13 protein-coding genes and 1 pseudogene are annotated in these 13,051 nt (G+C 71.1%); 11 read left to right on the top strand and 3 right to left on the bottom strand.

Annotated elements, in window-relative coordinates; translation table 11 throughout:
• Nucleotides 1–28: 28 nt before the first annotated feature.
• The gene (locus ACFWGZ_RS32565) at nt 29–556 is read left to right on the top strand and encodes a hypothetical protein (RefSeq protein ID WP_382455419.1); all 528 of its coding nucleotides are present in this window, start codon (nt 29–31) and stop codon (nt 554–556) included.
• Here the strand turns inward: ACFWGZ_RS32565 and ACFWGZ_RS32560 are convergent.
• Nucleotides 553–1,182 (bottom strand): response regulator, encoded by a 630-nt coding sequence (locus ACFWGZ_RS32560; protein ID WP_382455418.1) that lies wholly within the window; start codon nt 1,180–1,182, stop codon nt 553–555. The genes ACFWGZ_RS32565 and ACFWGZ_RS32560 overlap by 4 nt on opposite strands.
• A complete protein-coding gene (locus tag ACFWGZ_RS32555) occupies nt 1,179–2,246 on the bottom strand; it encodes a sensor histidine kinase (protein WP_382455417.1) in 1,068 nt (355 codons plus the stop codon). Before ACFWGZ_RS32555 ends, ACFWGZ_RS32560 begins: the two co-directional genes overlap by 4 nt.
• Before the next feature lie 111 nt (nt 2,247–2,357).
• Between ACFWGZ_RS32555 and ACFWGZ_RS32550 the strand changes: the two are divergent.
• From ACFWGZ_RS32550 to ACFWGZ_RS32530, 5 genes and pseudogenes are all read left to right on the top strand, one after another.
• A pseudogene (locus ACFWGZ_RS32550) lies at nt 2,358–3,008 on the top strand (ABC transporter ATP-binding protein); the annotation flags it as partial.
• Nucleotides 3,009–3,055: 47 nt separating this feature from the next.
• Complete coding sequence (locus ACFWGZ_RS32545; RefSeq protein WP_382455416.1) at nt 3,056–3,811, top strand: ABC transporter permease; 756 nt, start codon at nt 3,056–3,058, stop codon at nt 3,809–3,811.
• Between the two features lie 95 nt (nt 3,812–3,906).
• Complete coding sequence (locus ACFWGZ_RS32540) at nt 3,907–4,962, top strand: glycoside hydrolase family 5 protein (protein ID WP_382455415.1); 1,056 nt, start codon at nt 3,907–3,909, stop codon at nt 4,960–4,962.
• Nucleotides 4,963–5,028: 66 nt separating this feature from the next.
• Complete coding sequence (locus ACFWGZ_RS32535) at nt 5,029–5,907, top strand: aldo/keto reductase (RefSeq protein ID WP_382455414.1); 879 nt, start codon at nt 5,029–5,031, stop codon at nt 5,905–5,907.
• Between the two features lie 14 nt (nt 5,908–5,921).
• On the top strand, nt 5,922–6,260 hold the full coding sequence (locus tag ACFWGZ_RS32530) for an antibiotic biosynthesis monooxygenase family protein (protein ID WP_382455413.1): 339 nt from the start codon (nt 5,922–5,924) through the stop codon (nt 6,258–6,260).
• Here ACFWGZ_RS32530 and ACFWGZ_RS32525 read toward each other — a convergent pair.
• Nucleotides 6,244–6,735, bottom strand: a complete 492-nt coding sequence (locus ACFWGZ_RS32525; RefSeq protein WP_382455412.1) for an NUDIX hydrolase — start codon at nt 6,733–6,735, stop codon at nt 6,244–6,246. The two genes, ACFWGZ_RS32530 and ACFWGZ_RS32525, sit on opposite strands and share 17 nt — an antisense overlap.
• A gap of 107 nt (nt 6,736–6,842) precedes the next feature.
• On the opposite strand from ACFWGZ_RS32525, the gene ACFWGZ_RS32520 reads away from it, so the two are divergent.
• The 5 genes from ACFWGZ_RS32520 to prcA all read left to right on the top strand — a co-directional run bounded on the left by ACFWGZ_RS32520 (nt 6,843) and on the right by prcA (nt 12,788).
• On the top strand, nt 6,843–9,245 hold the full coding sequence (locus tag ACFWGZ_RS32520; RefSeq protein ID WP_382455411.1) for an FtsX-like permease family protein: 2,403 nt from the start codon (nt 6,843–6,845) through the stop codon (nt 9,243–9,245).
• Between the two features lie 72 nt (nt 9,246–9,317).
• Entirely contained in the window at nt 9,318–10,811 is a 1,494-nt protein-coding gene (gene dop / locus ACFWGZ_RS32515; protein WP_382455410.1) for a depupylase/deamidase Dop, read from the top strand.
• Between the two features lie 79 nt (nt 10,812–10,890).
• Nucleotides 10,891–11,085, top strand: a complete 195-nt coding sequence (locus ACFWGZ_RS32510; protein ID WP_030471529.1) for a ubiquitin-like protein Pup — start codon at nt 10,891–10,893, stop codon at nt 11,083–11,085.
• A 49-nt stretch (nt 11,086–11,134) separates the two neighbouring features.
• Entirely contained in the window at nt 11,135–11,983 is an 849-nt protein-coding gene (gene prcB / locus ACFWGZ_RS32505; RefSeq protein WP_382455409.1) for a proteasome subunit beta, read from the top strand.
• A 34-nt stretch (nt 11,984–12,017) separates the two neighbouring features.
• Complete coding sequence (gene prcA, locus ACFWGZ_RS32500; protein WP_382455408.1) at nt 12,018–12,788, top strand: proteasome subunit alpha; 771 nt, start codon at nt 12,018–12,020, stop codon at nt 12,786–12,788.
• The last annotated feature ends 263 nt before the right edge of the window (nt 12,789–13,051 follow it).

The raw sequence follows: 13,051 nt of genomic DNA, 5'->3' as shown, positions 1-13,051 counted from the left end.
GGTCCTAGGATCCCGTTCGGGGGGAAACATGAGGACTGCCTGGTACCTGCTGGGAGCGTTCGGGGTCGCCGCCGCACTGTCGGTGGCCCGCGACGTGGCCGGTCCGCTCTCCGTCGCGGGAACGCCGGTCCCGCTGTCGATAGAGACGATGCGGGAACTGGCGAACCGCAGCTGTGAGCGGCCGCCCGGTTACGTGCGCGGGACGCTGCAGCGAGTGCGGGACTTCGTCGTGGAGGTGGGCTTCACCCCCAACGAGATGGTTGTTTGCAAGATTTTCAGCGACGGGTTCGGCACTGCGAAGATCGGGACCGGCGCGCTCGGTGCCAGGTATGTCGCGAACCGCATGGCCCTGGTCTGGCCCGACTACGCGAGTCTCGAGATCGGGCGGGTCGCTCCCGAGGTCGCGGCCCTCGAGTTCGTGCTGCCGAGCGGCAGGGTCCTCCAAGCCGAGGTGCACGGGGAGATCTTCTTCTGTTTCGTGCCGGAGAAGACCGCCGCCTTGCGGGTCCGGGCCTACGGCGAGAGCGGCCAGGTGCTGTTCGACGCGGTGATCTAGCGGACCAGGCCCGACTCGTAGGCCGCGATCACCAGCTGTGCGCGGTCGCGGGCGTGCAGCTTCGCCAGCAGGTTCCCGATGTGCGTCTTCACCGTCCCCGGGCTGACGTGCAGCGCGGCCTGGATCTCGGCGTTGGAGAGCCCGCGCGCGACCAGCAGCAGGACCTCCCTCTCCCGCTCGGTCACCCGGCCCAGGCCGGTCACGCGCGCGGAGGCGGGCCGGCGCACGAACTCGGAGATCAGCCGGCTCGTCACCGACGGCGACAGCAGCGACTCGCCCGCCGCCACCACGCGGATCGCCGCCAGCAGCTCGGCCGGGGGAGTGTCCTTCAGCAGGAAACCCGAGGCGCCGGCCCGCAACGCGCCGAACACGTACTCGTCCAGGTCGAACGTCGTCAGCACCAGCACGCGCGGGCCGTCCAGCAGCCGCGTGGCCTCGATGCCGTCCATCTCCGGCATGCGGATGTCCATCAGCACGACGTCGGGCGCGCACACCGACGCCAGCGCCACGGCCTCGGCGCCGGTGCCTGCCTCGCCGACGACGCGCAGGTCCGGTTCGTTGTCGAGCAGCAGGCGGAAGCTCGCGCGCAGCAGGGCCTGGTCGTCGGCGATCAGCACGGTCGTCATCGGTGCGGCAGTTCCGCCTCGACGCGGAAACCGCCGCCGGTGCCCGGTCCCGCGCTGAACGTGCCGCCGTAGACGGCCACGCGTTCGCGCATGCCGGCCAGCCCGTGGCCCTGCCCGAGCTCCTGCACCCCCGGCCCGTCGTCGGTGACTTCCACCCGCACCGCCGACGGCGTCACGTCCACCAGCACCGTGCACGACGCGGGCGCCGCGTGCTTCACGACGTTGGTGAGCGCCTCCTGCACGATCCGGTACGCCGACAGCCCGACGCCCTCCGGCACCGCGGAGTCGCCCCGCACGTCCAGCGACACCCGCACGCCCGCCAGCGACGCGCGGTCGGCCAGGTCCGCGAGCCGGTCGAGGCCGGGCGACGGCGCCAGGTCGGCGTCCGAGCGCAGCACACCGAGCAGGCCGCGCATCTCGGTGAGCGCCGACCGGCTGGTCTCGGAGATCACGGTCAGGGCCTCGTAGGCGTGCTCGGGTGAGCGCACGTGTGCGGCGTTGGCCGCCTGCACCGCGATCAGGGAGAGGTTGTGCGCCACCACGTCGTGCAGTTCTCGGGCGATGCGCAGGCGTTCGTCGGCGAGTGCCCGTTCGGCTCGCTGGGACATCTCCCGGTCCAGGAACGAGCGCCGCAGCCGGGTGGTGTAGCCGATGGCCCACACGGCGCCGAGGGCGGCGATGACGACCACGACGTTCTCCGCCTCTCCGCCGGAGACGCCGGAGATCACGGCGACGGCGCCCGCGAGCCCGGCCAGCGACCACGTCTGCGCGCGTTCGACGGCCACGGTGTAGAGCGCGAAGCACACCGCTCCCACCGGTGCGCCGAGGGCCTGGGTCGGGAGCACCTGGCCGATCACCACCGCGGCCGTGGCGGTGGTGGTGACCGCGAGGGTGGTCACCGGCCAGATCCGGCGGACGGCGACGGGCAGCGCGACGAGCGCGGCGCCCGGCACCACGAGCCACCACGACTTCGGCTGGTGCTCGATCATCGCGTAGCCCACGAGAACGCCGATCACCGCCGCCGCGGCGGCGTCCACCAGGAAGAGGTGCAGTCGTGCGATCACGGTCCCGACGGTAACGAGCGCGGCGGCCGGACGCCTCGGACCACGGTCCGATTCCCGGAACCGGAGCACGGGCCGATCCGGCCGGACGGGAAACGCCCGACTCTTCTCCGCATGATCGAGGTGCGGAACCTGACCAAGAAGTACGGCGGCACGACCGCCGTGGACGACCTGTCGTTCACCGTCCGGCCCGGACTGGTGACGGGCTTCCTCGGCCCGAACGGCGCCGGCAAGTCCACGACGATGCGCATGGTCCTCGGCCTGGACCGGCCCGCGAGCGGTGAGGCGCTCGTCGGCGGCCGCCGCTACCGGGACCTGGACCACCCGCTGCGGCACGTCGGCGTGCTGCTCGACCCGGCTGCGGTCCACCACGGCCGCCGGGCGCTCGACCACCTGCTCTGGATCGCCGCGAGCAACGGCATCGCCCGCGAGCGCGCCGTCGGCCTGGTCGAGCAGGTCGGGCTGGGAGGCGTGCGGCACAAGCGGATCCGGGCGCTGTCGCTCGGCATGAAGCAGCGGCTCGGCGTCGCGGCGGCGTTGCTGGGAGACCCGGAGGTGCTGATGTTCGACGAACCGGTCAACGGTCTCGACCCCGAGGGCGTGCGCTGGATCCGCGACCTCATGCGCGGTCTCGCCGACGAGGGCCGCACGGTGTTCGTCTCGAGCCACCTGATGAGCGAGATGGCGCTGACCGCCGACCACGTCGTGATCGTCGCAAGAGGACGGCTCGTCACGGAGACGTCCATCAGGTCGTTGACGGAGAAGGGATCGCTGGAGGACGCGTACCTCGAGCTCACCTCGGGGAGGGGGCTGTGACGACCGCGCTGACCGCCGAGTGGCTGAAGCTCCGGACCGTCCGGGCGCCCTACGGCATCGTGCTCGCCATCGCGCTGGTCCTGCTGTTCGGCGCGGCCCTGTCGTCGCTGATGGTCCAGGACTACGACACCTCGCCCGCCGCGGAGCAGGCGAAGTTCGCCTCCGCCGACTCGAGCGTGGTGGTCACGCCGGTCGTGCAGTTCCTCGTCGCGGCGCTCGGCGCGCTGGTGGCCACGTCCGACCCCCGGCTCACCGCGCTGACCGCCGTGCCGGACCGGACGCGCCTGCTGCTGGCCAAGACCGCGCTCGTGGGCATCGCCTCGGCGGTGCTCGGAGCGGCGGCGCTCGCCCTGAGCACCGGCTCCAGCCGGCTGATCGCGGGGGACCGGCCGCCGCCGATCGCGCCGTGGGAGAGCCTCGGCGACGTGCTGCCGTGGGCCGGCGCCGCGGTGCTGTCGATCCTGGTGACGGGTCTCGCCGGACTCGGCCTGGGGCTCGCGGTGCGGTCGACGGCCGTGACGGTCGTGGTCGTCGGCGTGGTGCTGTGGGGGATCCCGGCCATCACGCCGATGCTGCCCGACCCGTGGAACGCCGACGCGTCGGCCGTGATGGTGCCCTACCTGGTGTGGGAGATCTCCGGCGTCGTCCACGACCCGCCGCTGAGCCCGCTCGCCGCGACCGCGGTGCTGCTCGGGTACGCGGTGGTGACCCTCGGTGCCGGAGCGGTGACCCTGCTGCGACAGGACGCTTGACTCGTCCGGAAGTCCGCTTTATGGTCGTCTACACCTTAATCGGTAAGGAAACTTACCTGTCTAATCCGCCGCCGCTATCCGAGAGGAGACGCCGAATGGCTTGGCAGAGGTCCCTGGTGGCGCTCGCAGCGGCAGTCGTGCTTCCGCTGACCAGTGCGATGACGGGCAGTTCCGTCGCCGCCGCACCCGCGGGCGACGTCTCCGCCGCCGCGCTGCCGGCGGGGTCGCCCGCGGCGGTCAACGGCCAGTTGAGGGTGTGCGGCGTCAAGCTGTGCAACCAGAACGGCAAGCAGATCCAGCTGCGCGGCATGAGCACGCACGGCATCCAGTGGTACTCCCAGTGCGTCAAGACCGCGTCGCTCGACGCGCTCGCCAACGACTGGAAGGCCGACATCCTCCGCATCTCGATGTACGTGCAGGAGGGCGGCTACGAGTCGAACCCCCGCAAGTTCACCGACCTGGTGCACGGCTACATCGAGGAGGCGACCAAGCGCGGCCTGTACGCGCTGGTCGACTGGCACCAGCTCTCGCCGGGCGACCCGAACCACAACACCGAGCGCGCCAAGACGTTCTTCAAGGAGATCGCCCAGCGCCACAAGGACAAGACGAACATCATCTACGACATCGCGAACGAGCCGAACGGCGTCACGTGGTCGCGGGTGAAGTCCTACGCGGAGGCCGTCATCCCGACGATCCGCGCGGAGGACCCGGACAGCCTCGTGCTCGTGGGCACGCACGGCTGGTCGACGTTCGGCCTGTCCGACGGCCGGGACGTCGGCGAGGTCAGCCGCAACAAGGTCAACGCCTCGAACCTGATGTACACGTTCCACTTCTACGCGAAGGACCACCGCGACTCGTACCTCGACGCGTTGCGCACGGTCTCGAGCCAGGTGCCGGTCTTCGTCACCGAGTTCGGGTCGCAGGAGGCCTCCGGTGACGGTCCCAACGACTTCACCATGGCGAACAGGTTCATCGCGTTCATGAAGGAGGCCAAGATCTCCTGGACGAACTGGAACTTCTCCGACGACCACCGCACGGGCGCCGTGTTCACCAGCGGCACGTGCTCCGGCAGCAGCTTCGCCGGGGAGGGCCGGCTGAAGGAAGCCGGCAAGTGGGTGCGAAACCACATCCGCACGGCGGACGACTTCTAGCCGGACGGTCCGACACGGTCCGAGGTGAACGGCGGTCCTGGGGGGCCGCCGTTTACCTTTGTCGTCATGGCACAACTCGCGCTCGGTCTGGCATCGCTCGGTCGTCCCGCCTACATCAACCTCGGCCGTGAGGACGCGCTGCCGCGTGTGCGCGACGTCGACTCGATGCGCGCGCAGTGCCACCTCGTCCTGGACACGGCCTACGAGCTGGGCATCCGCTGGGTCGACGCGGCCCGGTCGTACGGCCTGTCCGAGGACTTCCTGTCGTCCTGGCTGCCGGGCCACGACGACGTGACGGTGTCCAGCAAGTGGGGCTACGCCTACACCGCGGACTGGCGGCCCGACGCCGAGGTGCACGAGGTCAAGGAGCACTCGCTGGCCCGGTTCACGCAGCAGTGGCGCGAGACCCGCGCGCTGCTGCCACGCGTCGACCTCTACCAGGTGCACTCGCTGACGGCCGACAGCCCGCTGTTCGAGGACGCGCGACTGCGCGACGCGATGGTCGCCACCGGTGTCCCGCTGGGCTTCTCGACGTCCGGCCCGAAACAGGCCGAGACGATCCGCAAGGCGCTCGACCTCGGTGTGTTCCAGTCCGTCCAGTCGACCTGGAACCTGCTGGAGACCTCCGCGGGCGACGCGCTGCAGGAGGCGCACGACGCCGGGCTGCGGGTGATCGTCAAGGAGGGCGTGGCCAACGGGCGGCTCGTCGTGCACCCTCCGCAAGCGGTTGCGGCACAGGCGGAAGCGCTCGGTGTCGGCCCGGACGCGGTCGCGCTGGCGGTGGTCGCGCGGCAGCCGTGGGCCGACGTCGTGCTGTCCGGCGCGGCGAGCCCGGAGCAGCTGCGGTCCAATGTGGACGCGCTGCGGATCGACGCCGACCTGCCGGACCTGAGCGAGCCCGCCGAGCGGTACTGGAAAACCCGTTCGGGTCTGAGCTGGAACTAGCTATCGTCCCCGGCGTGAGCGACGCGCCGATCCCGGCTTTCGAACCCCCGTACTACGCCGCCGTCTTCACCACGGTGCGGACGCGGGAGCAGACCGGCTACCGCGAGACCAACGCGCGCATGGAGGAGCTCGTGCGGGACATCCCCGGCTACCTCGGGATGGACCACGCGCAGACCCCCGGCGGACTCGGCATCACGGTCGGCTACTTCCGCGACGCCGAGGCGCTGCGGCAGTGGCGGACCAACGAGGAGCACCGCGCGGCGCAGCAGCGCGGGCGGGCCGACTGGTACGAGAGCTACACGCTGCACATCGCCAAGGTGGAGCGCAGCCACGGGTTCACCCGAAACGGCTGAACCACTCCCGCCCGACCACCCGGCCGTCCGGGACGAGCGGCCAGTCGAGGTCCTCGATCCTGGAGCGCAGCTCGTCCTTGTCCATCCAGCCGCCCCAGGCGACCTCCTCCGGCTGGAGGGTGAACGGGCCGTCGGTGCGCGTCTCGTAGATCCACGCGTGGTAGCGGGTGAGCTCGTCGACGTACGTCGTCCGGAACAGGAACGTCAGCGGCGACTCGACGCCGAGCTCCTCGCTCAGCTCGCGGGCCGCGGCGACGTCCGGCGTCTCGCCCGCGTCGATCACCCCGCCCGCGGCGTAGTCGTAGAGGCCGGGGAAGACGTCCTTGGTGTCGGTGCGGCGGTGGACGTACACCCGTTCGCCGTCGAGCGAGTGCACCACTGTGAGGACGCAGCCGTGCCAGAGGTTCTCGGCGCGCATGCGCTCGCGGGTGACCTCCCCGACCACGTTGCCGTCCCCGTCGTAGAGGTTGATCATCCCCGCGTCCTCCTGTGGTCGTACGTCAGCTTGCTACCGGAGTCCGACGCCCGCTGATCGCTCCCATTCCTACCTTCGTGACCGTCAGACGTCACCGAGGAGGATTCGTGTCCACTTCCCTGCGGCTCGGCGTCGCCGAGTTCCGCGCCCGGCCGGGCCGCGCGCTGCTGCCCGGAGTCGCGCTCGTCGTCGGCGTGGCCTGCCTGCTGGCCGCCCTGGTGCTGAGCGACGCGCTCAGCAGCTCGATCGACGAGGGCGCGCCGGTCACACCGTCCTCGGTGGGCCACGTCGTCGAGGTCAAGCCGCAGCCGTTCGACAGCGACACACCCGAGGCAGACCTGCCGAAGCTCGACGACGCGGTGCTGGGCAGGCTCTCCGCCGTCGGCAGGGCGGTGCCGGTGCAGGTGGTGCTCGCGGACCTGCTCGACGCCGACGGGCGCGCGGGGAAGGACCGGGCCGAGGTGAACGTCCAGCAGCCGGACATGGTGCGCTGGCCCCTCGCCGAGGGCAGGCAGCCGGCCGGCGGCACCGAGGTCGCCGTCGACAAGATCACCGCCTACGCGCGCGGCCTGCATCCCGGCGACCGGATCTCGCTCGCCGCCGCGGACGGCAAACCGGTCCAGGTCACCGTCAGCGGCGTGCTGAAGAAGGGCGGCGCGGACTCGCGGCCGGTCCTGGTCGTCGGCCCCGAGCTCGCGCGCAAGCTCGACCTGCAGCCGTTCACCAAGCAGATCTGGGTGCTCGGCGGTGCCCGTGACGCCGTCAAGGCCGCGGCCGGAGCCTCCTACGTCGTGTGGGACCCGGATCCCGACGCCGACAAGGTCGGCGACGACCTGACGTTCGTCCTCCTGCCGTTCAGCATCCTCGCGCTGGCGACCGCCGTGTTCGTCGCCGCGGCCACGTTCCGTGCGGTCTATGCGCAGCGTCAGCGGCAGACGGCGTTGCTGCGGTGCATCGGCGCCCAGCGCGGGCCGTTGGTGCGCAGGAGCCTGTTCGAGGCCCTGGTGACGGGTGCGGTGGCGGGAATCGGCGGCGCGTTGCTCGGCGGCCCGATGGCGTGGGTGCTGGCCAGGACCTTCGACGTCACCGGGATCTCCGTGCTGTTCGGTGCCGTGCAGCTCAGCCCCCGGCTGCTGCCGTCGCTCGGGTACGTGATCCTCGGAGTCGTCGTCGCCGCGGTTCTTTCCGTCGTGGCCGCCGTGCGTCCCGCGATGAACGCCGCTCGGGTGTCGCCCCTCGCCGCGTTGCGCGAGGCCGACAACGAGGTGCCCAAACGGTCCGTGCGTCGTCTTCGGCTCGTGTTCGGTCTTCTGTTCATCGTCGGCGCCGTGCTCCTGGCGCTGGCGGCCATCGCGGCCAAGCGCACGTCGGGCGCGCCGCTCGCCGTCACGTTCTCCGCGATCGCCGCGGTGACGGGCCTGTTCTGGATCCTCGGCCCGATCACGGTGCCGTTCATCGCGCGGCTGTTCGGCGGGATCGGCGGTTCCCGGTGGACGCAGTGGAAGCTCGCGGGCGCCGAGGTGCGCAGGATGCCGCAGCGGTCGGCGTCGGTCGCGCTGCCGCTGCTGCTGGCCAGCTCGATGGTGACGTTCTTCCTGGTGCTGCTGGGCACGGCGCAGGAGCTCACGTACTCGTTCGCCAACGAGCAGCGCCCCGACGCCACCGTGGTCGACGCGGGGGACCGGCCGCTGCCCCCGATCCCCGCGCAGGACGGCGTGGCCGCGAGCGTCGTGCTGCACAAGGCGGAGAACGGCTCCGGCGCCGACCCCGAGGAGTTCAAGGCCTGGCTGAAGGCCCAGGACGTGGCCGGGGCCGAGCGGCTCACCGCCGGGACCGCGGTCGTGCCGCAGGAGTGGGACGACAAGCCCTGGGTCGACAGCGGCGGCACGCGGTACCAGGTCGTCGGGACGGTGCCCGGCACGCTCACCGGCTACTCGCCGGTCCTGGGCGGCCTGACCTCCGGACCGGCGGAACGGGTGCTGGTCGCGTTGCGGCCGGGCACCGATCCCGCGCGGTTCCGGGCGGGCCTGCAGGCCGCGCTGCCGGACAACCCGACGGTCGTCGTGCGGACCGACGCCGACGAGCGCGCCGAGGCCGAGCGGTACATGCACCTCGGCACGGTGCTGATGATGGTGCTGCTCGGGCTGTCCGTGGCGGTCGCCGTGACCGGCATCGGCACCGCGCTGACGATCTCGGTCCAGGAGCGGCGCAAGGAGCTCGCGCTGCGCCGCGCCTTGGGCGTCACTCGAGGCGGGCTGCAGGGCGGGGTCATCGCCGAGGCCGTCATGCTGGCCCTGGTGGGCGTGATCGGCGGAGGCGTGCTCGGGTTCGGCTACGCGGTGCTCGCCATCCTGGCCATGGGCATCCCTCTGGTGCTGCCGGCCGTCTCCGTGGTGTTCCCGCTGGTCATCGGCGCGGCCGCGGTCGTGGCGCTCGCCGTCGTCGCCGCGTTCGGGCCCTCCCGGGGCGCGTCGCGGATCCGTCCGGCCGCCGGACTGGCATCCGGGTGAATAGGGTGGGGGGAGTTTCACCGTGAAGCTCCCCTCACGCTGTTGGCGGGTTCAGGTCATAAGGTGTGGCGTATGCGGCGGATCATGGGAACCGAGGTCGAGTACGGCATCTCTGTGCCGGGCGACGCGACCGCGAACCCGGTGCTCACTTCGACACAGGTGGTGCTCGCGTACGCGGCGGCGGCGGACATACCGCGCGCCCGGCGCGCCCGGTGGGACTACGAGGTCGAGTCGCCGCTGCGCGACGCGCGCGGGTTCGACCTGGGCAGCCCCGGCGGGCACCCCGCCGACTCCGACGTCGAGGACCTCGGCGCGGCCAACGTCATCCTCACCAACGGCGCGCGGCTCTACGTCGACCACGCGCACCCCGAGTACTCGGCCCCCGAGGTCACCAACGCGCGCGACGCGGTGATCTGGGACAAGGCGGGGGAGCGGGTGATGGAGGAGGCCGCGCTCAAGGCCGCCACCGTGCCCGGCCAGCCCCGCCTGCAGCTCTACAAGAACAACGTCGACGGCAAGGGCGCGTCGTACGGCACGCACGAGAACTACCTGATGCAGCGGTCGACGCCGTTCACCTCCGTCATCGCGGGCCTCACGCCGTTCTTCGTGTCGCGCCAGGTCATGACCGGGTCCGGGCGCGTGGGCATCGGTCCGTCCGGTGAGGAAGCGGGCTACCAGCTCTCGCAGCGCGCCGACTACATCGAGGTCGAGGTCGGCCTCGAGACGACGCTCAAGCGCGGCATCATCAACACCCGCGACGAGCCGCACGCCGACGCGGACAAGTACCGCCGCCTGCACGTCATCATCGGCGACGCCAACCTCGCCGAGTACTCCACCTACCTCAAGGTCGGCACCACCTCGCTGGTGCTCGACATGATCGAGGCCGGGCAGCGGTTCGACGACCTGCGCCTGGTCGACCCGGTGCGCGCGGTGCACCACATCAGCCACGACCCGTCGCTCAAGACCAAGGTCGAGCTGACCGGCGGCCGCAAGCTCACCGGCCTCGAGCTGCAGTTCGCCTACCACGAGCGGGCCGCGGCGTTCGTCGAGAAGGAGGGCGTCGGCGACCGCGACGTCCTGCGCGTGTGGGGCGAGGTCCTGACCGACCTGGCCGAGGACCCGGCGCTGTGCGCCGACCGGCTCGACTGGGTCGCGAAGCTGCGGCTGCTCGAGGGCTACCGGCAGCGCGACGGCCTCGCGTGGGGTTCCGCGCGGCTCAACCTGGTCGACCTGCAGTACTCCGACGTCCGGCTGGACAAGGGCCTCTACAACCGCCTGGTCGCGCGCGGCTCGATGAAGCGCCTGGTCAGCGAGGAGGAGGTCATCGCGGCCATCACCACGCCGCCCGAGGACACGCGGGCGTACTTCCGCGGCCGGTGCCTCGAGCGCTACCCGAGCGCCGTCGCCGCCGCCTCGTGGGACTCGGTGATCTTCGACCTCGGTCGGGAGTCGCTCGTGCGGATTCCGACGCTCGAACCCCTGCGGGGGACGAAGGCGCACGTCGGAGCGCTGCTGGAGGCGTCCGACACCGCCGAGCAGCTGGTGGACGCGCTGACCCGCGGGTGATCGTCTACCCGAGTGGCGCAGGAAATTTGTCGGTGCCGCTGGGTAGTGTTCTTGTCAGGCGAGTCAGCGGGAGGCCGAGATGTCCCAGGAACAGAAGCAGCGCCAGGGCGGTGGCGACGGCGACGACGGCGCGGACGACGCGGCCGGCGCCGGTCAGGAACGCCGCGAGAAGCTCGGCGAGGACGTGGACGCGATCCTCGACGAGATCGACGACGTGCTCGAGGAGAACGCGGAGGACTTCGTCCGCGCATACGTGCAGAAGGGTGGTCAGTAGGCCCTCGGAGGCCTGTTGACCACCTCGGGGACGGGAGAACAACCAACACATGGACAACAGCTCGACCGGGCGTCACCCGGCCGCGGCGCTGCCCGCCGCCTACCTCACGCCGGGCTCGTCGTCGTTCACGGACTTCCTGAGGGCGCAGGCACCCGAGATGCTGCCCAGCGGCCGGAAGCTCCCGGAGGGGACCGTCCAGGCCCCGCACGGGACGACGATCGTCGCCGCCACCTACAAGGGCGGCGTCGTGATCGCCGGTGACCGGCGCGCGACCATGGGCAACGTCATCGCCCAGCGCGACATGAAGAAGGTCTTCGTGACCGACGACCACTCGGCCGTCGGCATCGCGGGCACCGCGGGCATCGCGATCGAGATCGTGCGCCTGTACGCGGTCGAGCTGCGGCACTACGAGAAGATCGAGGGCGTGCCGCTGTCGCTCGACGGCAAGGCGAACCGCCTCTCGGCCATGATCAGGGGCAACCTCGACGCGGCCATGGCCGGCCTCGCCGTGGTGCCCCTGTTCGCCGGGTACGACACGACGGCGGCCGACCCGGACCGGGCGGGCCGCATCGTGTCCTACGACGTCACCGGTGGCCGGTACGAGGAGTCGCAGGGCTACCAGGCCGTCGGCTCCGGCTCGCTCTTCGCGAAGTCCGCGCTCAAGAAGCTCTACGACCCGGACGCGGACGTCGACACCGCCATCCGCGCGGTCGTCGAGGCGCTGTACGACGCGGCGGACGACGACTCGGCGACGGGCGGCCCGGACCCGGTCCGCCGCCTCTACCCGGTCGTGGTCACGATCAACGGCCTCGACGGCGCCGTCGAGGTGCCGGAGTCGCAGGTCCAGACGATCGCCGACGCGGTCGTCGACGGCCGCAGGTCCCGCCCCGCGGGCTGAGTCCCCCACTGGTCCGACGTCAGGAGCACCACCCATGACGATGCCGCTGTACGCATCGGCAGAGCAGGTGATGCGCGACCGCTCCGAGTACGCCCGCAAGGGCATCGCCAGGGGTCGCAGCGTCATCGTGCTCAAGTACGCCGACGGCATTCTGTTCGTCGCGGAGAACCCCTCGAGCACGCTGCACAAGGTCTCGGAGATCTACGACCGCATCGGCTTCGCCGCGGTCGGCCGGTACAGCGAGTTCGAGAACCTGAGGCAGGCCGGCATCCGGTTCGCCGACGTGCGCGGGTACCAGAACGACCCGCGCGACGTCACCTCCCGGTCCCTGGCCAACGTCTACGCCACCACGCTCGGCACGTACTTCACCGAGCAGATCAAGCCCTTCGAGGTGGAGATCTGCGTGGCCGAGGTCGGCGACACCGCCGACTCGGACACGCTGTACCGGCTCACCTACGACGGGTCCATCGTGGACGAGCCGCAGTTCATCGTGATGGGCGGCACCGTCGACGCCGCCAACACGGCGCTGAAGGAGGCCTACGCCGACTCGCTGTCGTTGGCCGAGGCCGTGTCCGTCGCGGTGAAGGCGTTGTCCGCCGGGTCGCCCTCCACCGCGGCCGGGTCTTCCGAGTTGCTGCCCGCCGCCAAGCTGGAAGTGGCGGTGCTGGAGCGGGCTCGGCCTCGGCGGGCTTTCCGGCGGATCGCCGGGGCGGCTTTGGCTTCGGTGCTGCCCGCTCCGGTCAAGGACGGGAAGCCTGTTGAGGACGTGGAGCTTCCCGGGGGTTCGGAGGACGAATCCAAGTAGGTTGTGGTTTTTGGGGGCCCCCGGCGGTTGGTCGGGGGTCCTTTTGCTTTGGGCTGCCGTTTTGTGTGTTGGGTTGCTGTTGCGTGCGTTGGGTTGCTGCTGTTGTTGCGTGCGTTGGGTTGCTGTTGCGTGCTTTCTCCCAGGGGCGCTGCCCCCGGACCCCCGGCAATCTGGTGGATTCCAGGGGTCGTTGCAACGCGGGTGATCAACTGGCGTGGGTCAGGAGTTTAGCCATGCGTTCGGCTGGGGTGTCCCAGCCGAGC

Origin of the sequence: Lentzea sp. NPDC060358 (genome assembly GCF_042725365.1) — a bacterium.
Lineage (GTDB): Bacteria > Actinomycetota > Actinomycetes > Mycobacteriales > Pseudonocardiaceae > Lentzea.
This window is presented reverse-complemented; position numbering and strand designations above follow the sequence as displayed.

Bases quoted from the DNA above. Each gene is read 5' to 3' on its own strand.
- ACFWGZ_RS32535 (WP_382455414.1), top strand. From the start codon at position 5,029: ATGGCACAACTCGCGCTCGGTCTGGCATCGCTCGGTCGTCCCGCCTAC.
- ACFWGZ_RS32565 (WP_382455419.1), top strand. From the start codon at position 29: ATGAGGACTGCCTGGTACCTGCTGGGAGCGTTCGGGGTCGCCGCCGCA.
- ACFWGZ_RS32560 (WP_382455418.1), bottom strand. From the start codon at position 1,182: ATGACGACCGTGCTGATCGCCGACGACCAGGCCCTGCTGCGCGCGAGC.
- dop (WP_382455410.1), top strand. From the start codon at position 9,318: ATGCGGCGGATCATGGGAACCGAGGTCGAGTACGGCATCTCTGTGCCG.
- ACFWGZ_RS32540 (WP_382455415.1), top strand. From the start codon at position 3,907: ATGGCTTGGCAGAGGTCCCTGGTGGCGCTCGCAGCGGCAGTCGTGCTT.
- ACFWGZ_RS32510 (WP_030471529.1), top strand. From the start codon at position 10,891: ATGTCCCAGGAACAGAAGCAGCGCCAGGGCGGTGGCGACGGCGACGAC.
- ACFWGZ_RS32525 (WP_382455412.1), bottom strand. From the start codon at position 6,735: ATGATCAACCTCTACGACGGGGACGGCAACGTGGTCGGGGAGGTCACC.
- prcB (WP_382455409.1), top strand. From the start codon at position 11,135: ATGGACAACAGCTCGACCGGGCGTCACCCGGCCGCGGCGCTGCCCGCC.
- prcA (WP_382455408.1), top strand. From the start codon at position 12,018: ATGACGATGCCGCTGTACGCATCGGCAGAGCAGGTGATGCGCGACCGC.